The sequence below is a fragment of the Niallia sp. Man26 genome, assembly GCF_022049065.2.
Taxonomy (GTDB): Bacteria; Bacillota; Bacilli; order Bacillales; family Cytobacillaceae; genus Niallia.
In genome coordinates, this window is the sequence record NZ_CP095743.1 from 2311385 (window position 1) to 2333888 (window position 22504).

Annotated in this window: 21 protein-coding genes, 1 pseudogene and 1 riboswitch; of the genes and pseudogenes, 2 read left to right on the top strand and 20 right to left on the bottom strand. The window is 38.5% G+C overall.

Translation table 11 applies throughout. The features are described from left to right. Positions 1 to 8: 8 nt before the first annotated feature. The 9 genes from cshA to ku all read right to left on the bottom strand — a co-directional run bounded on the left by cshA (position 9) and on the right by ku (position 10362). The gene (gene cshA, locus L8T27_RS11635; protein ID WP_233313524.1) at positions 9 to 1463 is read right to left on the bottom strand and encodes a degradosome RNA helicase CshA; all 1455 of its coding nucleotides are present in this window, start codon (positions 1461 to 1463) and stop codon (positions 9 to 11) included. 357 nt (positions 1464 to 1820) lie between these two features. Then, positions 1821 to 2021, bottom strand: coding sequence for a cold-shock protein (locus L8T27_RS11640; RefSeq protein WP_233313523.1), 201 nt, complete (start codon positions 2019 to 2021; stop codon positions 1821 to 1823). A gap of 200 nt (positions 2022 to 2221) precedes the next feature. Beyond that, positions 2222 to 3058, bottom strand: a complete 837-nt coding sequence (locus L8T27_RS11645) for a bifunctional 5,10-methylenetetrahydrofolate dehydrogenase/5,10-methenyltetrahydrofolate cyclohydrolase (protein ID WP_233313522.1) — start codon at positions 3056 to 3058, stop codon at positions 2222 to 2224. 38 nt (positions 3059 to 3096) lie between these two features. Next, a riboswitch (ZMP/ZTP riboswitch) is annotated at positions 3097 to 3181 on the bottom strand. A gap of 581 nt (positions 3182 to 3762) precedes the next feature. Next, positions 3763 to 5439 (bottom strand): glycerol-3-phosphate dehydrogenase/oxidase, encoded by a 1677-nt coding sequence (locus L8T27_RS11650; protein ID WP_233313521.1) that lies wholly within the window; start codon positions 5437 to 5439, stop codon positions 3763 to 3765. Positions 5440 to 5614: 175 nt separating this feature from the next. Beyond that, on the bottom strand, positions 5615 to 7108 hold the full coding sequence (gene glpK / locus L8T27_RS11655; RefSeq protein ID WP_233313520.1) for a glycerol kinase GlpK: 1494 nt from the start codon (positions 7106 to 7108) through the stop codon (positions 5615 to 5617). A 53-nt stretch (positions 7109 to 7161) separates the two neighbouring features. Continuing rightward, positions 7162 to 7980 (bottom strand): MIP/aquaporin family protein, encoded by an 819-nt coding sequence (locus L8T27_RS11660; RefSeq protein ID WP_233313519.1) that lies wholly within the window; start codon positions 7978 to 7980, stop codon positions 7162 to 7164. 211 nt (positions 7981 to 8191) lie between these two features. Then, the gene (locus tag L8T27_RS11665) at positions 8192 to 8731 is read right to left on the bottom strand and encodes a glycerol-3-phosphate responsive antiterminator (RefSeq protein WP_233313518.1); all 540 of its coding nucleotides are present in this window, start codon (positions 8729 to 8731) and stop codon (positions 8192 to 8194) included. 14 nt (positions 8732 to 8745) lie between these two features. After that, a complete protein-coding gene (locus tag L8T27_RS11670; protein WP_237941601.1) occupies positions 8746 to 9399 on the bottom strand; it encodes a phosphatase PAP2 family protein in 654 nt (217 codons plus the stop codon). Positions 9400 to 9513: 114 nt separating this feature from the next. Then, a complete protein-coding gene (gene ku, locus L8T27_RS11675) occupies positions 9514 to 10362 on the bottom strand; it encodes a non-homologous end joining protein Ku (protein WP_237941602.1) in 849 nt (282 codons plus the stop codon). Positions 10363 to 10525: 163 nt separating this feature from the next. Here ku and ligD point away from each other — a divergent pair, with 163 nt between their 5' ends. Further along, positions 10526 to 11734 (top strand): DNA ligase D, encoded by a 1209-nt coding sequence (ligD, locus tag L8T27_RS11680; protein ID WP_233313515.1) that lies wholly within the window; start codon positions 10526 to 10528, stop codon positions 11732 to 11734. A 64-nt stretch (positions 11735 to 11798) separates the two neighbouring features. Here the strand turns inward: ligD and L8T27_RS11685 are convergent, their stop codons facing one another. Both L8T27_RS11685 and L8T27_RS11690 read right to left on the bottom strand, forming a co-directional pair. Continuing rightward, the gene (locus tag L8T27_RS11685) at positions 11799 to 13301 is read right to left on the bottom strand and encodes an AcpB/EbpR/MafR family transcriptional regulator (RefSeq protein WP_237941603.1); all 1503 of its coding nucleotides are present in this window, start codon (positions 13299 to 13301) and stop codon (positions 11799 to 11801) included. 112 nt (positions 13302 to 13413) lie between these two features. Further along, positions 13414 to 14064 (bottom strand): LuxR C-terminal-related transcriptional regulator, encoded by a 651-nt coding sequence (locus tag L8T27_RS11690; protein ID WP_233313513.1) that lies wholly within the window; start codon positions 14062 to 14064, stop codon positions 13414 to 13416. 466 nt (positions 14065 to 14530) lie between these two features. Between L8T27_RS11690 and L8T27_RS11695 the strand changes: the two genes are divergently transcribed. Then, positions 14531 to 15112: an HD-GYP domain-containing protein gene (locus L8T27_RS11695; protein WP_233313512.1), complete on the top strand. Its 582-nt coding sequence runs from the start codon at positions 14531 to 14533 to the stop codon at positions 15110 to 15112. A gap of 37 nt (positions 15113 to 15149) precedes the next feature. On the opposite strand, the gene L8T27_RS11700 is transcribed toward L8T27_RS11695, so the two are convergent. From L8T27_RS11700 to ribB, 9 genes and pseudogenes are all read right to left on the bottom strand, one after another. Further along, positions 15150 to 16082 carry an ATP-dependent DNA ligase gene (locus L8T27_RS11700; protein WP_237941604.1) on the bottom strand — a complete coding sequence of 311 codons (933 nt, stop codon included), beginning with the start codon at positions 16080 to 16082 and terminating at the stop codon, positions 15150 to 15152. Between the two features lie 137 nt (positions 16083 to 16219). Further along, complete coding sequence (locus L8T27_RS11705; protein WP_233313510.1) at positions 16220 to 16408, bottom strand: hypothetical protein; 189 nt, start codon at positions 16406 to 16408, stop codon at positions 16220 to 16222. Positions 16409 to 16494: 86 nt separating this feature from the next. Beyond that, the gene (locus tag L8T27_RS11710; RefSeq protein WP_233313509.1) at positions 16495 to 17133 is read right to left on the bottom strand and encodes an FMN-dependent NADH-azoreductase; all 639 of its coding nucleotides are present in this window, start codon (positions 17131 to 17133) and stop codon (positions 16495 to 16497) included. A gap of 149 nt (positions 17134 to 17282) precedes the next feature. Beyond that, positions 17283 to 18272 carry a diaminopimelate epimerase gene (dapF, locus tag L8T27_RS11715; protein ID WP_233313508.1) on the bottom strand — a complete coding sequence of 330 codons (990 nt, stop codon included), beginning with the start codon at positions 18270 to 18272 and terminating at the stop codon, positions 17283 to 17285. A gap of 146 nt (positions 18273 to 18418) precedes the next feature. Continuing rightward, positions 18419 to 19297, bottom strand: coding sequence for an EAL and HDOD domain-containing protein (locus tag L8T27_RS11720; protein ID WP_248574443.1), 879 nt, complete (start codon positions 19295 to 19297; stop codon positions 18419 to 18421). After that, positions 19242 to 19655 (bottom strand): EAL and HDOD domain-containing protein, encoded by a 414-nt coding sequence (locus L8T27_RS11725; RefSeq protein WP_237941606.1) that lies wholly within the window; start codon positions 19653 to 19655, stop codon positions 19242 to 19244. The genes L8T27_RS11720 and L8T27_RS11725 overlap by 56 nt, the downstream gene beginning before the upstream one ends. A gap of 227 nt (positions 19656 to 19882) precedes the next feature. After that, positions 19883 to 21178: an NCS2 family permease gene (locus L8T27_RS11730; RefSeq protein ID WP_233313506.1), complete on the bottom strand. Its 1296-nt coding sequence runs from the start codon at positions 21176 to 21178 to the stop codon at positions 19883 to 19885. Between the two features lie 234 nt (positions 21179 to 21412). Then, positions 21413 to 21880 carry a 6,7-dimethyl-8-ribityllumazine synthase gene (gene ribH, locus L8T27_RS11735; protein ID WP_233313505.1) on the bottom strand — a complete coding sequence of 156 codons (468 nt, stop codon included), beginning with the start codon at positions 21878 to 21880 and terminating at the stop codon, positions 21413 to 21415. Between the two features lie 20 nt (positions 21881 to 21900). Further along, positions 21901 to 22503: pseudogene (gene ribB / locus L8T27_RS11740) on the bottom strand (3,4-dihydroxy-2-butanone-4-phosphate synthase); the annotation flags it as partial. Position 22504: the final 1 nt, after the last annotated feature.

Genomic DNA, 22504 nt, shown 5'->3' on the forward strand with positions numbered 1-22504 from the left:
TATTTTTATTAATCTCTATTTCTGTTTCTGTTTCTGCTTCTTCTTTCTCCGCCGCCGCTGCCGCCGCCACGGTTACGGTCATATCCACGTCCGCCTCTGTCATTACGACGACGTCCGCCAGAACGGTCACCTTTCGGCTTCTTAGAACGAAGCGGTTCAACTGCAGTCAATTTAACTGGCGTTGCATCTGGCTCTTTTGTAAGAAGCTTCAATGCACTTGCAAGCAATGTCACAGAATCAGTTTCTTCCAATAATGTTTCAGCAAGACGCTTATATTCTGCAAATTGATTTTCTTCAACTGTTTTTTGGATTTTGTTAATTGTTGCCTGTTGGTTTCCAGCCAATACATCTGTAGTAGAAGGTATCGGGTTTTTCACCATTTTTTTCTTCGTAACATTTTCAATGATGCGAAGATGATCCAATTCTCTTGGAGATACAAATGTTACAGCATAACCTTTTTTACCTGCACGGCCAGTACGTCCGATACGGTGTACATAGCTTTCAGGGTCTTGCGGAATATCAAAGTTGTAAACATGTGTCACACCGCTGATATCCAATCCGCGGGCAGCTACATCTGTCGCTACCATGATGTCAATTGTTTGTTCCTTAAAGCGACGGATTACTTGATCCCTTTTGCCTTGCGGAATATCACCATGAATTCCTTCTGCAGAATATCCACGCTTGATTAAGCCTTCAACCACTTCATCAACACGTTTTTTTGTTCTACCGAATACAATTGCAAGTTCTGGTGATTGGATGTCAAGAAGACTGCACAACACATCAAACTTTTGGCGCTCTTGTAATTCGATAAAGTTTTGCTCAATATTTGTAACCGTCATTTCTTTTGCTTTAATTTTAACAAGCTCTGGTTCAACCATGAAGCGTTCTGCTAATGATTGAATTCTTTTTGGCATTGTTGCAGAGAAAAGCAATGTTTGACGTGTTTTTGGTGTTTCACTTAGAATTCTTTCGATATCTTCAATGAAGCCCATGTTTAACATTTCATCTGCTTCGTCCAAGACGATCATTTTTGTATCTTGCAGACGAATTGTTTTACGTTCGATATGATCGATTAGACGACCAGGAGTCGCTGCAATAATTTCTGGTTTTTTCTTCAATCCGCGAATTTGGCGGTTAATGTCTTGCCCACCGTAAATTGGTAATGTACGGATGCCTTTCACTGCACCGATACGGTTAAGTTCTTCTGCAACCTGTACAGCCAACTCCCTAGTAGGTGCGATTACAAGACCTTGAACTGGTTTACCCACTTCAATTTTTTCTAAAAGAGGCACACCGAACGCTGTAGTTTTACCAGTACCTGTTTGTGCTTGTCCAATCATATCCTTGCCAGCAAGACCGATTGGAATCGCCTGTGCCTGGATTGGTGTTGGCTCTTCAAAGCCCATATTGGATAATGCTTTTTCTAAACTGCTGCTTAAATTAAAATCTGAAAAAGTGGTCAATACTTTTTCCTCCTTCATTATTGCTCATTGCATTTAATACTTATAAAGAATGGACGATATCTGTTATGATTGTCCATTTTGGATACCCTAGCCTATTTTACCCAAATTAGTAGGCATTTAAATAATCTTATCTTGAAAAATATTGGAGCAAGAGCGCTTTATAAATAATAATAAATATATACTCTCCACTTCCATTCACTTTTTTTCATGTTCTAAAACATTCTGGAAAAAAATATTAGGGGATTTAAATTCCTGATGAAAATGATTGGGTTTATGGAGAATGGCGAAGCACTTTTTGTACTACACTAAAAAAAGGTGATGCATTAAGGAAAGGCATCACCTTTAATCTAAAAATTATTAAGCTTTAGTAACGTTAGCTGCTTGAGGTCCACGGTTACCTTCAACGATTTCGAAAGTTACGTCTTGACCTTCTTCTAAAGTTTTGAAACCTTCTGATTGGATAGCGGAGAAGTGAACAAATACGTCTTGTCCTTCAGTAGACTCGATGAAACCGAAACCTTTTTCTGCATTAAACCATTTTACTTTACCTGTGTTCATTGTAAAACCTCCAAAATTGTGTTACACCTTTAAGAACTTATATAAATCTTTAGGAATCAGTGAAGCATCGCTACCTTTTCGGACATAAGCTATATTTGCAACTATGACCATCTATCCTTAAAAAACATATACCGAACTTACAAGCGTTAAATACATCATATATTCAATAGTGACTTTTGTCAAACATATTTTTTTCTTAATTAAATTCCTTCAGCAGAATCCACTGTGTGCTTCAGCAGCATACTTATTGTAACAGGACCTACTCCGCCTGGTACTGGAGTTATTGCAGATGCGTTTTCCAGGCATGCCTCATAATCGACATCACCGATATTGCCTTTATTATAGCCTGCGTCTAATATTACCGCGCCTGGCTTAATCCAGTCTCCTTGGATGAAGTTCGGCTTGCCGACTGCTGCCACTACGATATCAGCCTGTTTTACGTGGTCTGCTAAATTTGTTGTGCGGGAATGGCATGTAGTTACTGTTGCATCTTCATTTAACAGCAATGCAGATACCGGTTTACCTAAAATCGGGCTTCTGCCGACAACAACAGCATGTTTTCCGCTCGCTTTAATACCGTAATGCTCCATTATCTTCATAATGGCTGCAGGTGTACAAGATGGGAATTTGCCAAATCCAAGAGCCGTTTGCCCATAACCGAAGCTTGTTACCCCATCAACATCTTTTTCGATTGCAATCGTTTCAAATGCCTTTCTTTCGTCAATATGACCAGGAACAGGATGCTGCAGCAAAATTCCATGGACATTATTGTCGTCATTTAAGGCTTGTATCGTTTCAAGTAATTGTTCTGTTGTTGTCTCTTTATCAAGATGGATTCTTTTACTGTCTATTCCTAGCTTTGCACACGCATTTCCTTTCATGCGCACATATGTCTCGGAAGATGGATCGTCTCCAACGAGAATTGTCGCCAGACAAGGTGTTACGCCTTTTGTCTTTAACGCTTCAATTCGGCCTTTCAGTTCTTCCTTAACAGCATTCGCTACCACGTTTCCATCCAGTATTACTTTTTCAGACATGTATATCCCTCCAGGTATTGTGTTAGAAAGGTTAATTTACCTTTTGCCCAGACGACCGGCTATACACTTTTCACAGCTCCCATATGGTTCATTCCATTATTGTCGTCAGTCACTGCGAAACGAATCGTTTTTACTACGTAATCATAACATAGCTTTAATTTCATGAAAACATGTTTCGACAATAAAAAAGGCATCTCCGCATATTTGGGAGATGCCTGCTGTTTCGTGCTTGTGATAGATCTTTACTCATTTATTATTCGAAAATAATTAGACCTATGTAAAAACCGCACTTCTTGGCATATACTTAAGGGTCATGCACCGTGAAACGTGCCATACCTAAAACAATGAAAGCCCTGCCTCTCTTTCATCCTTACGGCTCCGAGGCCGTGCCAGTGTGAATTAGTTCTATGAATTAGAACGGTGGCAAAAATAACATTAACTAGAATAATTTTTTGGAAGGGTTAATCCGCATTTAGGAGATTATTTTAATGTGATTTTTGGAGAAGATTGTTAAAGTGGTGTTTGTTCTATATATCAACTGTTCCTTGTTGTCTTGCTTCTACATAACTTTACACAAGTTCTTTATGATCAATTCCGTTCTTACCTCAAATACATACAAGCAATATCATATCCTATTATTTACAGTTTGTCAATTCTATTTAAACCAAAAGATTAGTCACGGGATTGCCCGTGACTTAATTTTTTTACATTATATGATCCAATAGCTCTTCTGACTGTAAATCAGCTGGCACTGTAGCATGGAGGATTTCCTTTTCAAGCTGTTTTTTATAAAACAGCTGTTCTGCTTGATCCCATCCATAGTAGCTCGCCATATATGCCAATACCTCTTCCTTATATTGAACTGCTTCTTTGATGCCAAACAGCAGCAAGCCTGTTCTGCGCAGGAGCACATCGACTGGAGTCATCGCAAGCTCGTGTTCCAATGCATAATGCACTTTTGCCCATAAAAGCACAGGCATATTATTTTCAGCAGATGCTTTCTGTTCTTTAACAATGCGGTAAACAACCGGAGCATTGCTTCCATACATTCTCGCAACAGCTTCTGCATCTTCCTTCGTCAAGCCAGCATCCATTCCATCTGGAACAATTCCGGCAACATAGCTGTCAAACTTGCTCGATCCCCCCACTTTCCCGCCAGATATTGGCAAATGCTTTGTCTGACATTCTGAAAAGCTTTTATTTGCTTTTGCAAATTTCCCACTGACTAAATTGACAACTGTTTCCGCCATTTTACGGTAGCCAGTCAGCTTTCCGCCAGCAATTGTCACAAGTCCAGACTCCGATTCCCAAATCTCGTCTTTTCTTGAGATTTCAGACGGATCCTTACCGTCTTCTAAAATCAACGGTCTAACTCCAGCCCAGCTTGATTCCACATCATCCTCTGTCACATTGACAGAAGGAAACATATATTTAATTGCATTTAAGATATATGTTCTGTCCTCCACTGTCATAGCTGGGTTAACAGGGTCTTCTTTATAGAAAGTATCTGTTGTTCCTACATAAGCTTTCCCATCTCTCGGAATGGCAAAAACCATTCTGCCGTCTGGTGTATCAAAATAAATGGCTTGCTTTAAAGGAAAAACCGATTGGTCGATAACAAGATGGACTCCTTTTGTAAGCTGCAATGTTTTCCCTTTTCTGCTGCCATCTTTTTCCCGAATGCTGTCAACCCAAGGACCGGCAGCATTAACGATAACTTCTGCGAAAACAGAATACTTCTCGCCAGTTAAAACATCTGTTACCGCTACTCCATTGATTTTCCCTTCTGTATCGTAAAGGAGATTTTCTACCTTTGTATAGTTTAATGCTGCCGCCCCTTTGTCTATCGCTTCCTTCATTACTTCTATTGTTAATCTGCTGTCATCTGTTCTGTATTCCACATAATAACCGCCGCCTTTTAATCCATCCTGTTTAACTAGCGGTTCATATGCCAAGGTTTGTTCTTTCGAAAACATTTTCCGTCTTTCCTTTTTTTTCACTCCTGCAAGAAAATCATACACCCTTAATCCAATGCTTGTCGTAAACTTGCCGAAAGTGCCGCCTGTATGAAAAGGCAACAGCATCCATTCTGGTGTTGTAACATGAGGTCCATTTTCGTAAACAACAGCCCTTTCCTTTCCGACCTCTGCTACCATTTTCACTTCAAACTGTTTCAAATATCGGAGTCCGCCATGAACAAGCTTTGTAGACCGGCTAGATGTTCCTGCCGAGAAGTCCTGCATTTCAACTAAAGCAGTTTTCATGCCTCTTGTAGAAGCATCCAGGGCAATACCAGCACCAGTAATTCCCCCTCCGATTACAAGCACGTCAAATTTGTTTTCTTTAAGTTGTTTTTTCAGTAAGTTGCGGTTTGTTTTCATTTTGGAAGTCCTCCTAAGGAATAATGTCCAACAAAAAAGAGACCACAAAGCATCATTACCATTACTTGATAACGACTTTGTGGTCTCTCCTAATCTCCGGACATTTTATTAACTTGTTTTTAGTATAACATACTTTTTTATATATTCACAGTATTTTGAATTAAATGATGTAATTTTAGTTTTTGAATGCCATTGTAGCGTTGACTGCTTTTTTCCAGCCAGCATATAGCTCTTCTCGCTTTTCTTCCTCCATGGCAGGATCGAACGATTTTTCTAACTTCCATTGTTCAGCGATTTCAGCTTGGTCCTTCCAGAAGCCGACAGCCAATCCCGCTAAATAGGCCGCACCAAGAGCGGTTGTTTCATTGATGACAGGTCTTTGAACAGGTACATTTAAGATATCTCCTTGGAATTGCATCAAGAAATTGTTCTTAACTGCTCCTCCATCTGCTCGTAATGTTTTTACGCTAATGTTCGAATCCGCTTCCATTGCAGATAAAACATCTCTCGTCTGATATGCAAGTGATTCAAGTGTAGCTCTGACGAAATGCTCTTTTGTTGTTCCTCTTGTTACTCCGAACATAGCTCCCCGCACATCACTGTCCCAATACGGAGTTCCAAGCCCAACAAATGCTGGCACTAAGTAGACACCATCTGTTGACTCCACTTTTGTCGCATATGCTTCACTGTCTTTTGCATCCTTCAGCATTCTTAAGCCGTCACGAAGCCATTGAATAGCAGATCCTGCTACAAAGATACTACCTTCTAGGGCATACTCCACTTTTCCATTCAATCCCCATGCAATTGTTGTCAGCAAACCATGATTGGAACGGACAGCTTTTTCTCCTGTGTTCATCAACATGAAACAGCCTGTTCCATACGTATTTTTTGCCATACCTTCCTCAAAGCATGCCTGACCAAATAATGCTGCCTGCTGGTCGCCAGCCACACCAGCAATTGGAATATTCTTTCCGAAGAAATGATAGTCTACTGTATGAGCATAAACTTCAGATGACGGCTTTACTTCTGGAAGCATTGACTTTGGAACAGTTAAAATTTCAAGCAGTTCCTCATCCCATTTAAGGTCATAAATATTAAACATTAATGTGCGAGATGCATTCGTATAGTCTGTTACATGCGCCTTTCCGCCAGACAGCTTCCAAATAAGCCAAGTGTCAATCGTCCCGAACAGCAATTGACCGTTTTCCGCTTTCTCTCTTGTACCTTCGACATTATCTAGAATCCACTTAACTTTTGTGCCTGCGAAGTACGCGTCAATTAACAAACCCGTTTTATCTCTGAACAATTGGTTGTATCCTTGTGCTTTCAATTCTTCACATATTCCGTTCGTTTGTCTCGATTGCCACACAATCGCATTATAGACAGGCACACCAGTCTCTTTATCCCATACTACTGCTGTTTCCCGTTGGTTCGTAATACCGATGCCTTCAATTTGATCTGCCTTAATATCTGATTCTGATAAAACTGTTGCGATTACAGAGAGAATCGAACCCCAAATTTCACTAGCATTATGTTCCACCCAGCCTGGCTTAGGAAAAATTTGTGTAAACTCCTTTTGTGCTGTATGAACGATTTCCCCTTTTTTGTTAAAAATAATCGCTCTTGAACTTGTTGTCCCTTGATCTAAAGATAAAATATATTTCTCCACAAAAATACCCCCTAATTAGTTTTAAAAATTAATCTAGTATGTGAAAACTAGTATTATGCTGCTTTTTTCATTTTAATAGAATTGTTGCTTTTTGTGCCAAAAAATGCAAGCACTAACACCACTATACTTACGATGATAACTAGCCAAAAATAAGTAGATACTGTTCCTTTATAGAAATATTGATAAAATACAGAAGCTAATCCGCCTCCAAGAATTGGACCTACTACAGGAATCCATGCGTACTTCCAGTTTGAATCTCCCTTGCCTGCTATCGGAAGCAATGCATGAGCGATACGGGGCCCTAGATCTCTTGCCGGGTTAATGGCATAACCAGTTGTTCCGCCAAGAGACATACCGATTACAACAATTAATAGTCCAACTGCGATTGGGTTTAAACCTTCTGCAAACGAATTAGCTCCAATGTAAAGCAAGCCTAAAACTAACATGAATGTCCCAATTAATTCTCCAAGCAAGTTAGAAAATGTGTGCGGGATTGCCGGGCCTGTAGAAAATACAGCTAATTTCGCGCCTGGATCGTCTGTTGCCTTCCAGTGAGGTAAATAATGTAAGTATACGATGACTGCTCCGATAAATGCTCCAAGCATTTGAGCTATGATATATTCAGGCACTAGGCTCCATGCAAAATCACCATTAAGAGCAAGTGCTATTGTTACGGCAGGATTTAAATGGGCACCGCTGATACTGCCGACAGCAAAAGCACCCATCGCAACAGCTAATCCCCAGGCAACCGTTATCACAATCCACCCGCTATTATTAGAAAACGTTTTCTTTAAGTTGCTGCCCGCAACTACTCCTCCCCCAAAAACGATTAAGATCATTGTACCAATAATTTCACCTAAAAATGCAGACATTCAAAATCTCCCCCTTTACACCGAATGAAAAACAAAGTTAAAAAACAGCAAAAAAGGAGAGCACAACAGAAAAATATCACATCAAAATGTGAAAATCTGTGTGCATCTCCTTATCTCCGACACGTTTTATTAACTTGTAGGTTCATCATAACCTACTATGAAAACGCTGTCAACACATTTACAATATTTTCTCTAGAAAAATAGTAAGAACCTATTTATCCCATAATGTCCGTCTGGAAGTAGTTATGCCAGCTGCTCCAGCTTTAATCGCATTATTGACATCCGCTTCCGACCGTATTAGTCCGCCTGCTAATATCGGAACATCCAGCCGTTGTTTAATTTCTTCAATCATCCATGGCATCGTCCCTGGGAGAAGTTCAATATAATCAGGTCTTGTCCTTTGAACCAGTTTAATGCTTTTTTCAATGGCGTGGCTATCAAGAAGGAAGACTCGCTGTATGGCAATTACATTCTTTTGCTTAGCTTTTAGAATGACAGATGATTTTGTCGAAATCAGTCCATACGGCTTAAATTCCTGGCAAATAAATTCTGTAGCAAAGTCATCGCTCTTTAACCCTTGGATTAAATCCACATGATAAATCATTTTCTTGCCTGCACTTCTTGCAAGCTTGCTGATATTTTTCAATTGAGAAATATGTATTTCCAAGAAGACTCCTACTTCATAATCGCTTTCCAAAAAGGCTTCGAATTCCTTTAAATTTGATGATGCAGGTATTATTTTTTGGTCCATCTTTTACCCTCTAGTCATTTATTTTTTCTCTCTTCATAATAGCGGAAAACAAGGATGCATACTAGCAAAAATGCAAACCCAACTGCAAAGCCGCCAACAACATCTGTCGGGTAATGAACACCTAAATAAATCCTGCTTATGCCAATCATCAGAATGACCAAGCATGCAATAATAATCGTTGCTGCTTTTTTTCCTGCTGTCTTCCAGATATGCAAGAATACATATGCGGCACTTCCATAAAAAATTAAGGAACCCATGCTATGTCCACTCGGAAAACTGTAACCATGCTCTGTAATCAGCGGCAAAATATCCGGCCGCTCCCGTTTGAATATCCATTTCAAAAACTTATTAAGCAAGCCTCCAAGAGCCGGTGCACAAATCAGAAAAGCGGCAAGAGAAAATTTCCTGTAAAGGCATAAAAGCACTGCGCCAACCACGACTGCCACCGCGATAAACTTAATTGAGCCTAAATCGGTCAATATCACTGTCCATTCGGTTGTAGCATCACTTTCAAAAGACTGAATGTAATCAATAATAACTTGATCAAATGCGATTATTTCCGCTCCCTGTATTCTCGAGGCAACAAAAATAAACATGACGATAAACAATACGACTATGGTTAATATGGTAGTTACATATTTTAATGTCATTTGCTCTGTTTTATTCAATAATTCTCACCTTTCTTATAATGGATTGCCCATTTACATAGAACTGTAGACATAATTACCTAAAAAGGAAAATTTGTCAAACAAAAGCATGCAAAGGGGCAATCCCCCCTTGCATTATGCTTCTTTCGCGACTTTTTTTCTTGTTTTTGTTTTTGTCTTTACCTTTTTTTCTTCTGCTGCTGGCTGTTCCGGTTTAGTGTTGTCTATTGATGCTTGCAATGCTGCCATTAGGTCCATGACATTGGAAGTTTGCACCTTTTCTTTACTTGTAACAATTTCTTGGCCAGTTTTCTTGGCTTCAATCAATTCAAGGAGGGCTGTACGGTACTCATCCGTATACTTTGTCGGATCAAAAGCTGTCGTAAGCTGATCAATTAGCAGGATCGCTGTTTCCAGCTCTTTTTTGGCGATAGTTGCTTCTGCAGGGACATTAGGGACATCTTCAGCTTTCCTGACTTCATCAGGAAAATGAATAGTTTCCATTACTAGTGTATTTTCATACACCCTAATGACTGCAAGCTGCTCCTTCGAGCGAATGATTATTTTGGCGATACCGACCTTGCCTGATTCTATTAATGCCTCACGGAGTAGTCCGTAAGCTTTGTTACCTCCATCACCAGAAGACATATAATAACATTTATCATAATAAATAGGATCTATCTCTTCCATCTTAACAAAGTCGATAATTTCTACTGCCTTATCTTCATTTTCTTTTTGGAGCTTTTCCAAATCCTCTTTATCAAGAACAACATATTTACCTTTTGCATATTCATATGCTTTTACAATATCCTCAGGTGCCACTTCTTGTTCACATGCAGAGCATTTTTTTTCATATTTAATCGGCGCATGACATGTTTTATGCAATGTCCGCAGCTTTATATCTTTATCCTCTGTTGCTGTGTGCAGTTTTATCGGGATGTTAACTAATCCGAAGCTGATGCTTCCTTTCCACATTGTGTGCATACCATCTATTCTCCAATCCTAAATATTTCTTAGTTAGTGTGTTTCTTATTAATAAGTTGGCTATTCCGCATGTCTTTCATGCAATGAAATCTTGGAAATGAATGAATTAGTCTCACTAGCGTACACTATTTCGTAAATAAACATTGTTAGGAGTACTGGTTTTATGAAATATACTGCTTCCTTTACAATAACAGAGTACCGCAAAGCTGATATGCTCTTTTCAGTAGGTGTTTCTGACAATGGAAACATCAAAAATGTCGGACAATTCAGTGAAGGATTAACAGCAAAAGAGTTAACCGCCTTATCAGGCATCTTAGAAAAGAATAAACAGTCTGAAGAAAAAGGCGTAATGACAGTCACACCTGGAATTTGTGTAGATTTAGAATTTACTTCCTTTGCCAATGGGCAAATTGAAAATCCAGTATTTCTCCAATTTGTTTTTGAAAAGTCTTGGCAGGAATGCACCTATGAAAAATTACTACAACAAATTGGCATAGAGCAACAAATTACCCACCCAGATAAGCCATTATTTCCGGGTAATGAGTTGCGCAAAATCGACTTTATTGAATATTTAACAGAAGTGAAAGATGTGATGCTTCCATTTTTACATAACCGCTTGCTAACTGTTATTCGTTTCCCGCATGGATTGTTTGGCGATTCCTTTTACCAGAAGCAATGTCCAGAGTATGCGCCTCCCTTTGTCCAGACAAGCTGGAAGGAGGATATTAATTACATTGTTTGCAATAATGAGCAGACACTTATGTGGCTTGGCAACCAGCTTGCATTTGAGTTCCATATTCCATTTGAAACGATTCTGTCAGATAGCATGCCGTCTGAAATTGTATTTGATCTCGACCCGCCATCAAGAGATCATTTTTCACTTGCCATTAAAGCGGCCCAAATATTAAAGACCATTCTGGACGGCTTAAAATTAATCGCCTTTATAAAGATATCTGGCAATAAAGGTATCCAAGTTTATATCCCGCTTCCAGAAAAAACGTACACATATGAAGAGGCGAGAGTCTTTACTGAATTTATCGCTAATTATATGGTAACTATGGAACCAAAGTTATTTACGATTGAGCGCTTGAAAAAAAATCGCCATAACCGCCTGTATATTGATTATATCCAGCATAGTGAAGGAAAAACGATTGTTGCTCCGTATTCTATAAGAGGAAATGAAGGCGGATATGTTGCCTGCCCAATTCATTGGGAAGAGCTGACAGACAGCTTGACACCGCAGTCATACTCAATGAAATCCGTACAAAAGCGGATAAAAAACAACATAAACCCGTTTGCAGATTATTTTGAGGCGAAAAAAAAGCAGTCCTTAAAAGCTGTACTGCAGTTCATTCAGTCAAATAACTCATGAAATGAAACGGCATACAAAGAAAAGAGAACCAGCGAGTTCTCCTTTTTTTGTTTATATAATAATTTTACATAAGCGTTTCATTAAATGGATAAATCATTTCCTTTGTAATTCCTAAATTCTCAAAAAAATGCTGCTCAATAAAGTAACTTATTTCTCTCAATTCAGAAGAAGTCGGAAAAGATGAAATATTGATTTTGGGTATATGCTCAATACATGTATTTACAGGATTTAATTCACCGGCCGATATAAGTAAATCAAACTCCTCATACATATACAGCAGATTTAAACTGGAAGGGTCCAAGCTGGATATTTTTAGCTTACTGTCAAAATGATAGGCTAATATTTCACGAATATAATCTTTTTCACTGTATGTTCTACACACAACAGCTACTTGGATTTTGTGATGGTTCCATCTCCTTATTACAGCTGCTTGTACTAAGGAGAAAATCTCAAGTGTATCAAGCTTTTTAAATAGGAGTGAGTATGGAGTCAGGCATTCCTCAGCAAGCTTTTCTATTGCTTGAAAAAGCTCGTTCTCTTCAAAAAAATCTAAGTATTGCAGAGCAGAATTTTTCACTGTTTCTGTCTCAAATTCCGTTTCAACAGATATTCGCTTTAGTGACTGATACAAGTGGAACAAGAAAATATCATCCTGTGAAATCGGAAAACCAATAAACCGATCAAGCTTTGCCAAATATTGAGCCATTGGATAGCCTCTTTCCGTTTTCATCGAGCTATGAATATATTTTAGATGCTTTGTTCGGTTAAGTGGCCTTTCCTCGCTCATTATAAATATGGAAAAATAAAGGATTTCCTGGAGCTGAACCTCTCTGCGCGGACATTTGACCATATATGGCGACAGCAGTTTAGTTAATTCGAAGTATTTGCTTCCAGCATGTGTATTCAACACTTTATCAGGATAAGAAATATAATGACCCATTGAAGCCCGATGATTGGCTATAAACAGAATAATAGTCAGTCTGTGCAGCGCCCCGGTTCTGTATGACATGGAAAAGTTGGAAAACAGCCTGACTAAATGCTCTTGGAACTTAACGGCATCAAGCCCTTCCTTCACAATATTTGTTTCAAAGGACATGAAGTCCAAATATTGCATAATGAAACGACGAATCTTCTTCTCGTCCCCGACCAAACGGAAGGGACTCGCAGTCAGCATTACTTCTGCCTGTTCGACAACTTCCTGCAGCTTTTCAAGATGCCTATAAGCGGTTGATCTGCTGATATGGACTTCCTGACATATTTGCGAAACATCAACTCCATCATTTAATAAAATGATCTTCAATGTGTGCAAATACGTGTTTTTTTCTCTGATTTGTCCCAATAGATTTTCCAGCGTTCCATTCTCCGGCTTGATAAGCCTTACTCCAAATGTTTCATTCTTTTCAAAAACCCAATCCTCCGGCAGGATACTTTCCAAAAACTCTAAATCACGCCAAATGGTCGTTTTTGAAAAACCTGTTTTATCCGAAAGAACCGCGAGGCTGTTCCACTTATCTTCACTAAGCAGCTGAAAAATTAAGTCAGAATAACGTTTATAAAATCGATTCATCCACATCACCTTTATGCCAAAGATATATTCTATTTTGTTTAATTTAATGAAATTAATGCAGAATAGACCAGTTTTTGAATGTAGTTACTAAGATTTTTTATTAAACGCCTTATCAAAGATTGACCCATCTGTACTTAATTGCTTTGACAACAGCCCTAGTCCGGCTTTTTGTCCTAGACTTTTTTAATATACTGCTAATATGGTTTTTAACCGTCTTATCACTGATTTGAAGATCGTCCGCTATATCAAAATTGCTTTTTCCCTTTGCGAGAAGCTGAAGAACAGTAAGCTCTCGTTTTGAAAAGATATGAAGACCAGCCGAATTATTATCATTCCGCTGTGTTATATGACGGTATTGCTGCAGCACCTTGCTTGTAATAAACGGGTCCATATAGTTTTTCTCAGCTAGCAGACTTCTAACTGCCTCCTTCAGCCAAATCTCTATTTTCTCCATTTTGACAAACCCCATTACACCAATTCTTAATGAGGCATTAAAGTCTTTTTCCTCATCTTCCTGAAACAGCATAATAATCTTCGCTGCTGGATCTTCATCCAATAGCTCTTTCGCTGCTTCTATGCCATCAACATTAGGCATTAAGCTTGAAATAATAAAGACATCCGGGTTATGAGCCTTCTTAATTGGCAGAGCAAATCTGCCATCTTGTCCTTCTGCAATAATTTGAAAGGACTGGTCTTCTCTCAGCATTTGTCGCATTTTCTCTCTTGCACGCGGATTATTGTCTAAAAGTGCTATTGTAGCCATCAATTATTGACTCCCCTTTGAAATACTTGTTGCTTATTTCCAAACACAGCCAAAAATTCGTAACCAAATCCCAACTTTTTGAACAATAAGCAAATGTTGAAAAAGCTAGAAATTTTGATGAAAGAGGGTGCTTATTGATTAAAAAATAAGGAATTGAATGTGAATGAAATTAATAACAATCTACATTTTACAATGAGGATTAAGTTAGCTTCATCCCAATAATGAAATGCAGCTTTTCATTATCTATCATTAATTCTTTAATACTTGTTTTTATCGTATAAAAATTGAAAAATTTCTGTTAAAGCAATACATTCTTAGATTTTTATATATTAAAAATAAATCCCGGCAAAGAATTATCTCAAATGTAAAACGATTCGTTCCGTTTGAGAGCATCAACTTATGCCATTTACATGCTATTCTTGCATAGAAGACTTGTTAACCTTTCTTATGAAGGAGGAATCATGCTTTGAATAACCATATTCAGGATTTAACATGCAAATTATTGAAACATTGCCGCAGGACATTAGGACACTCCATGCGCGTTGCTGACGAACTGCATCAGTTTAGTGCTTTTATTGGTATGGGTTCATCTGCGAAGATTTTTTATATGGGGGCTTTACATGACATAGGGAAGCTGAAAATCGACCCTTCCTTGCTTAACAAGAAGGAAAAGCTGACTGAAATGGAAATGCGGGAGCTTAAGCGTCACACTCTGTATGGTAGACAGCTGTTGGAGGACAGACAAATCTTTTCCGATGAATTTTTAAATACTATTTTATATCATCATGAGAATATAGATGGGAGCGGTTATTACGGATTAAAAGGCAAAGAAATACCTCTTTTTGCGAGGATGATTCGCATCATTGACACATATGATGCTATGGCTTACGGACGAGTCTATCAAGATCCGTTATGTGAAGACCAGGTAAAACTAAAAATGGAAAAGCTTATAAGAACTGTATTTGATGATATGCTTCTTTACTCTTATTTTAGTTATCTGGAAACAAAAAAGCTTCGCTTGCTCAAGGGCGCATTGCAACACTCCTAATAAAGCGTTGCATGAGACTCGCAACGCTTTAAAAAAACTAATTTTCCATTCTGCACTCCAGGGGATCTGCTGTTACGAATGCTTCAATTATAGGATGTCTTAATGTATGATTCTCAATCCATTCTAGAAAACTGACCTTCACTGTAAGCAGCGGCTTTAACCAAACCATATTGCTTTTGTTTGTCATACTCGCAAAAGGGCAGTTGCCAGTTTCAATGGTTTTAAGAATTTTTGTGAGTTCTGCCCAATCCTTATTTGTTAATTTGCCATTGCCGACACTGCCGATATAAACCAAATGATCTGTTTGATCATAAAGACCAAGATGCAGGGAATTGGCTACACCATTTTTATATGTTACTCCGCCTATAACAGCAATCAAGTCATGTTGTTTTTTTCTTTTCAGCCAGCGCTTATCCTTGCCTCCAATGGAGTAGCTGCTTGTCAAATCCTTAAAAACTACCCCTTCTAAATCATTGCTAAGGCAGGCTTGCAGCAGCCCCTCCTTGTCGTGAAAGCTTTCGACAAGCTGCACATGCTCATTCGGTATAAAGTACTTCTTTAAAAGCTCCTGCCTTTCTGCAAGACTATGACCTGTCAGCAACTCGCCATCTAGCTGTATTATGTCAAATACCATATAGGTTATTGGCACTTGTTCTAGCATTCCTCCATTAACGCCGACACTTTTTAGCCGATCCCGTCTCATTACTTCGTAAAAAGATGGCTTCCCTTCCTTTAAAGCAATCAATTCTCCGTCCAAAATAAAAGAAGCTGCTGAAAAGTAAGCAGTTGTATCGATCAGTTCTGGATACTGTTTAGTCCGCTCATTTAATTTACGATTAAAGAGCTTTGTTTCACCAAATTCATGGTATGTTAGTATTCTTGTGCCATCCCATTTCACTTGGGCGATCCAGTTATCACCTGTAGGTATAGTTTCCGTTACGATTGGTTCGAAAGGGACAATTGGTTTCATTGTTTCAGTCCTTTTTTTCTTTAAGATTCCTCAAATCGCCTGTTTTTATGCTTTGGCGAACCAAGAAATCACCAGGACTAATTAAAGTATGAATATGTAAGTAAATGAACTAGGAAGCCCTTTCAAATCTAAACAACTTATATATACTTTACACTTAACCCAAAATACACGACAACAGAGGATAGTAAAATAACAGCAAAAAACAAAATTTTTCCTTTGCTAGACCATTTATCCATCCAGCCCCATCTTTTACGATTTCTATCCAATAAGAAGAAATCCCCTGCAACTGCTAATATGATAATAAGGTACACAAAAAAAGAATTCAAAGCTGTTTACCTCCTTCATTTTCCTAGCTGTTTATTACAAATTATACCATAAAAAAAGAGCTGCATTAAAATGCAGCTCCATTAAATTAAAAAGTTTTTGCCAGATCCTTTGCTCGTGCTATGCCGTTTTCCTTGATTTCCTGCGCCTTATCCGGCATTGCTGCATGGCCTTCAATAAACAGACCTTCAAATGTCGGCACCCCAAAGAAGTGCTTAATAATAGCGTTTAAATAGCGGTGACCCATTTCTAAATCGGCTGTTGGACCTTCTGAATAGATGCCTCCGCGAGCTTGAATATGAAGGGCCTTTTTGTCTGTCAGCAATCCGACAGAACCTTGATCTGTATACTTAAAGGTCTTCCCTGCAACAGCAACAGAATCAATATATGCTTTCATAACAGGTGGGAAAGAAAAGTTCCACATCGGTGTGACGAAAACATATTTATCGCCGCCCACAAATTGATCACTTAATTCAGCCAGTCTGCTTACTTTAGACTTTTCTTCATTAGAAAGCTCATCAAACCCTTTTCCTGATTGAAGCTTGCCCCATCCACTGAACACATCACTGTCGATTTCAGGAATGTTTTCCTTATACAAATCGATATGAACAATTTCATCATTTGGATTCTGCTCTTTGTATGATTCAATAAATGCCTGTCCTGCAGCCATGCTGAAGGATTGGGAATGGTCGTGCGGATGTGCTGTAATATATAGTAATTTTGCCATTGTTTATTGCCTTCTTTCCATTAGTTTAGGCACTTATTTTTTGATGAAAGGAAGAAAAAAATACTGCTGTTGCTGTTTTAGATTCTTCCAATCGATAAACATTATTACCAATTAAAAAACCCGGAAGGCAAGTCCTTCCAGGCAAAATTTTATACAAGCTTTTCTTTTAAGTATGTTTGTGCTGCTTCCTGCAGTTTACTGTACTGAGACTCTTCCTGTTCATTGACAACTTTATCATGAAGAATAAAATCACTTAGATTGTTAAGATCCGCTTCCACACCTGCTTCATAAACATATGTTGCATTGCCGATAAGATCAATACGATACTTGCCATCATTTTCATGAACGTAACAGCGGACTTTTCCGCCATTATTGTAGACCTCGATAAATTCACCTGTGTTATTGAAGCCGTTTAAGATGGACACAAGTGATGATGCTGACATAGCTGTTCCGCATGCATTTGTAAATCCAACGCCACGCTCATATGTGCGAACATAAATATTGCCTTTGTCTAATATAGAAACGAAGCTGACATTCACTCCATCAGGGAAAAGTTCATTAGGTCCATTTACATAGCTGCTTATCTCTTCTTGCACCGAAGATTCGATTGTCTCTTTGTCGACAATTGCAATCAGATGAGGATTTGGCACAGCTAAGGCAGTAAATGTAAGCTCCGGATGAAGGCTTTCAATCTTTTCATTTAAAAGCGTCTTCTGCTCGATACGTAATGGCAAATCTGTTGTTTGGAAGGAAACGGGGGAAATCTCCACCAAATATGTTGGAATCTCTGGGAAAATGTCTGCTTCGTTGTTCACTTCAAGATTCGCTTTCATTGTTTCTATAACCGCTTCTTTCACATCAAGAAGTTCACAAACATAGCGGGCAACACAGCGTATCCCATTGCCGCACATAGATGCTTCTGACCCATCTGCATTAAAAACTCTCATGCGGGCATCTGCTTTATCACTCGGCATCACATACAATATTCCGTCTGCTCCTAATTGGGAGCTGCGGTCGCAAAAGGCAATGGCCAAATTTGCGCGGTCTTCTTCTGAGAAGGAATAGCTAGGATTGGAAATCTCGTCGATTATCAAGAAATCATTCCCGCTTCCGTGGCATTTAGTAAGTTTAATATTCATCTGTAATTTCCTCCAACGTTAACTTATATGTTACATTGTACTTCTGCAGTTGCCATTATTGCAATCATAAAACCATTGTTTTATGGACATTCGCTAAATAAATAAGCCTATGTCCTTTTGTTTAGCTTTAGGACACAGGCTCTTCATTACATTTTTTTGTCTTCCATTAATTCTTTTGCCCAATTAAGGGATTCTGCATATACTTTGAACAAGTCTTTTTCCTCAATCCCAAGCTTTCTGCAGCCTTTGCTAATTTGAACCCAGTCTGCTTTTTCGACTGCAAGCACTAGATCAAGCACATCCCTTTGTGTATTGCTTTTTCCAGAGAGCGCATCCATGATTGCTTCATCAAGGGGAACTTGAACTAATATCTCTTCCATATCAAGATTCAAGATTGAATCCATTAATGAAAACATTCCTGTCAAGAAATGTCCGGAGGTATTGATTTTCCCTGGTATGAGTTTTGCAACAGACTCACACATTCTCGCCCTTATAAGACAGTTAGACATAATCTCATACGAAATTCCATTATTCCAGTCTTTTTCTCTTACAGCCAGAACGTACAGCCATTTTTGCAGTTCCATCAGCCCGATAAGAACAATCGCTTGCCTGATGCTTGTAACCTTATGCTTAAGGCCAAAACCTAGTGTATTAATTAATTTAAGGAGCTTGTACGATAAAGAAATATCCTGTTCAATCAAATTAGAAATCATATCAATGTCTGGATCAATGGAACGAATATGTTTGGAGATACCATAATATGTATGAATATAAGCAGGTACATCATGTGTAGACATGATAGAAGGCTTTGAGAAATAATAACCTTGAAAATAATGATAGCCGGCAGTCCTTGCTGTCTCATAATCTTCCCTAGTCTCAAGCTTTTCAGCAACCATCTCTTTGCCAAGCTGTTTGGCGAGGGTCTCAATTTCAATCCTTGCAGCTTCATCCGTATTCATGAAATCAACTTTAATGATATCTGCCCGTGATAAGCAATTCATAGGCATATGGATTTGTATTGTCAAAAATATAATCATCCAGCGCAATTTTATATCCTAACGCCTTTAACTCTTTGCATATATTGATTATTTTTCTGCTTGGCTCGACAGTTTCTAATATCTCTATCACGATTTCTCTCGGTTGAAAATATGTAGGCAGCCCTAGATCCAAAAGATTTTCTGTAAAGTTAATAAAACAAGGTTTTCCATCCGATAACTTTTCTATGCCTATATTTAAAAAACTATTTATGATAACATCTGCTGTCGCATGGTCTCCGTCAATATTTGGAAACATATTAACTTCGTTATTTCGATATAACAATTCATAACCGTACACTTCTTCCATTCTGTTGAACAGCGGCTGCCTAGCCACAAAAACTTCCATTGAAATACCTCCGAACTTCTTTTCTACTCATTTCAAAATATTTAGTATTATTCTAATAAACAAGGCCTTCAAAGGCTGTCGAACTCTGTAGCATTTCTAAAAAGTGACTATATGCTCTATTATAATGGGTAATTTAGCTCAGCCCAAATTTATGTGGCAGATTTTCCCCAATATCTTCAATAAAAACTGGCCGCCATAGGCATAAAACCTATAGAAGCCAGTTATTATCAGTGTGTATATTGAAGGACAAAATTTATTAGGAACAAGGAAGAAATGAAGTATAAAGGTAAAGATACTTCTTTTGCTTTTCCGAGCGCTATTTTCAAGATTGGATATAAAATAAATCCAATTGCCATTCCATCTGCAATGCTGTAAGTGAAAGGAATCATCGCAATGATAAAAAAGCTTGGAAAACTTTCACTTAAATCCTTAAGATCTAGATTACGAATATTTTGCAGCATCAGCCCGCCGATAATAATAAGAATCGGTGCAACAGCACTATTCGGAATCAGCTTTATCACAGGGATAAAGAAAGCAGAGCAAATGAAAAGCACCGCTGTCGTAACAGATGTCAGGCCTGTTTTCCCACCTGCAGCCATGCTAGCAGTGCTTTCAACCGTAGATACAGTTGGGCTGCTGCCGAAAAAGCCGGACAGAAAAACAGATACAGCATTTGCTTGAAAAGCTCGTTTAAAACGTTCCGGTTTTCCGATATATTGAACATGATTGGAAACGAGTCCAATATTTTCGAAAACTAATACCATTGATAAAGAGAACACCGCTACCCAAAATGGTATCGTAATAATCTTATCAAAGGACATATGACCAAATACACTCCAATAATCCTTTAACTGTACTGAATCGCCAGCAGCTCCTGTGTCTATCAAACCGAACATCCATGAAATCAATGTTCCAACTAAGATAGTAATCAGGAAGTTTCCTTTTACATTTCTTAAAAATAAGATAATGCTGATGATTAATGTAATGACTGTTGCCAATACATGCAAATCACTAAAGGAACCAAGTGCAATAATAGAATTACTGCCTTTTTGGACAATTCCGCCCTTTTCGAGGCCAATTAGCATCAAAAATAAGCCAAGTCCAACTGTAAGCGATTCTTTAAGGGAAGATGGTATGGACTGACTAACAATGCTTGCCAGCTTTGTAAACGCAATCAGCATGAACAAAAGCCCTGAAACAAACACGACAGCAAGCGCTTCCTGCCAGCTCAATCCCATTGACTGAACGATTGTATACGAGAAAAGCGCATTAATGCCCATTCCTGGTACAAGCAATACCGGTACATTCCCTAGAAACCCCATCAACAAACAGCCGAAAACAGATGTCAAGATGGTCGCGATAATAGCAGCTTCAAGTGGAATTCCAGCCTCTGATAAAATAAGCGAGTTGACAGCGACAATATAGACAACTGTAAAAAACCCAATCAGACCTGCAAAAAATTCCCCTTTGAAAGTAGCTTCGCTTTCTTTCATTTTAAAGAATTCTGTTATATAGTTTTTCATTTATTAAACCTGTTTAAATATAGCCCTCTCCCTACCCGCATCACTCTATAGAAGTTTTACTTCTTTGAACATAAATTTCAGTCCAAAAACTACTTACCACTTTAGGTGAGCCACAATTGAATATGATAGCAGATTTCCATTACTTTGCCAATCCTTTTACAATAAAATTGGCCAAATCCCTTTCCGCTTCCAGAAAAGAATTTGGCCAATAACTAAGATTATATCCTTTATATGTTAAACCATTTCTTTATATAGATTCGCCATTTCAATAGCGTTAGTTGCAGCTTCCCAGCCTTTGTTTCCAGCCTTTGTACCTGCGCGCTCAATCGCTTGTTCAATCGATTCCGTTGTTAATACGCCAAAGATAATTGGTACTCCTGTTGCAAGAGACGTGCTTGCAACCCCTTTAGCTACTTCATTGCTGACAAAATCGAAATGTGGAGTCGCTCCGCGAATAACTGTACCTAAAGTTATAATTGCATCGTATTTATTTGTTTCAGCTAGCTTTTTCGCAGCAAGAGGAATCTCAAATACTCCTGGCACCCATGCAACATTAATATTCTCTGCTTCCACACCATGACGCTTCAAAGCATCTTCAGCACCTGATAATAGTCGTGTTGTGATGAACTCATTAAATCTTGAAACGATGATTCCTACCTTTAAGCCGCTTCCAATTAAATTACCTTCGAATATTCTAGTCATTTTACTGTCTCCTTTTCATCTTCTCTTTTTTGTCTGTATTCTGCTAAGTCTTTTATTGTAATCATTTTCAAATCGAACTTTTGAGCTATTAATTTTAAGTCATCTACTCTAGCCATCGTCCCATCCTCTTTTAAAATCTCACAGATAATACCAGACGGGAAACTGCCAGCCAATTTTGCCAAGTCAACCGCTGCTTCTGTATGGCCATTTCTTGAAAGAACTCCACCGCTGTGTGCAATTAGAGGAAAGATATGACCTGGTCTAGTAAAATCAGCAGCTTTGGCATCTTTTTCTACCATTTTTTCAATTGTCAGTGCCCGTTCAAAAGCGCTGATTCCTGTCGTTGTGTCTTTATGGTCTATACTGATTGTGAAAGCTGTCCCACGAGGATCATTGTTGTTGCTTACCATCGGCGACAGTTCAAGATGGTCTGCAAGCTCCTTTTCTATCGGAACACAGATAAGCCCTCTGCCTTCTTTTGCCATAAAGTTAATCATATCAGGTGTCACTAACTCCGACAGACCGACTAAATCCCCTTCGTTTTCCCGGTCTTCATCATCTGTTACGATGATCAGTTTACCTGCTTTTAAATCTTCTAACGCTTCTTCAATGGAATGAAACATA

What these genes read in the sequence shown, in the direction of transcription:
- L8T27_RS11640 (WP_233313523.1), bottom strand. Translation starts at nt 2,021, where the DNA reads ATGAACACAGGTAAAGTAAAATGGTTTAATGCAGAAAAAGGTTTCGGT.
- L8T27_RS11645 (WP_233313522.1), bottom strand. Translation starts at nt 3,058, where the DNA reads ATGTCTGAAAAAGTAATACTGGATGGAAACGTGGTAGCGAATGCTGTT.
- L8T27_RS11650 (WP_233313521.1), bottom strand. Translation starts at nt 5,439, where the DNA reads ATGAAAACAAACCGCAACTTACTGAAAAAACAACTTAAAGAAAACAAA.
- L8T27_RS11660 (WP_233313519.1), bottom strand. Translation starts at nt 7,980, where the DNA reads ATGTCTGCATTTTTAGGTGAAATTATTGGTACAATGATCTTAATCGTT.
- L8T27_RS11665 (WP_233313518.1), bottom strand. Translation starts at nt 8,731, where the DNA reads ATGGACCAAAAAATAATACCTGCATCATCAAATTTAAAGGAATTCGAA.
- ku (WP_237941602.1), bottom strand. Translation starts at nt 10,362, where the DNA reads ATGCACACAATGTGGAAAGGAAGCATCAGCTTCGGATTAGTTAACATC.
- ligD (WP_233313515.1), top strand. Translation starts at nt 10,526, where the DNA reads ATGAAATATACTGCTTCCTTTACAATAACAGAGTACCGCAAAGCTGAT.
- L8T27_RS11685 (WP_237941603.1), bottom strand. Translation starts at nt 13,301, where the DNA reads ATGAATCGATTTTATAAACGTTATTCTGACTTAATTTTTCAGCTGCTT.
- L8T27_RS11690 (WP_233313513.1), bottom strand. Translation starts at nt 14,064, where the DNA reads ATGGCTACAATAGCACTTTTAGACAATAATCCGCGTGCAAGAGAGAAA.
- L8T27_RS11700 (WP_237941604.1), bottom strand. Translation starts at nt 16,082, where the DNA reads ATGAAACCAATTGTCCCTTTCGAACCAATCGTAACGGAAACTATACCT.
- L8T27_RS11710 (WP_233313509.1), bottom strand. Translation starts at nt 17,133, where the DNA reads ATGGCAAAATTACTATATATTACAGCACATCCGCACGACCATTCCCAA.
- dapF (WP_233313508.1), bottom strand. Translation starts at nt 18,272, where the DNA reads ATGAATATTAAACTTACTAAATGCCACGGAAGCGGGAATGATTTCTTG.
- L8T27_RS11725 (WP_237941606.1), bottom strand. Translation starts at nt 19,655, where the DNA reads ATGGAAGTTTTTGTGGCTAGGCAGCCGCTGTTCAACAGAATGGAAGAA.
- L8T27_RS11730 (WP_233313506.1), bottom strand. Translation starts at nt 21,178, where the DNA reads ATGAAAAACTATATAACAGAATTCTTTAAAATGAAAGAAAGCGAAGCT.
- ribH (WP_233313505.1), bottom strand. Translation starts at nt 21,880, where the DNA reads ATGACTAGAATATTCGAAGGTAATTTAATTGGAAGCGGCTTAAAGGTA.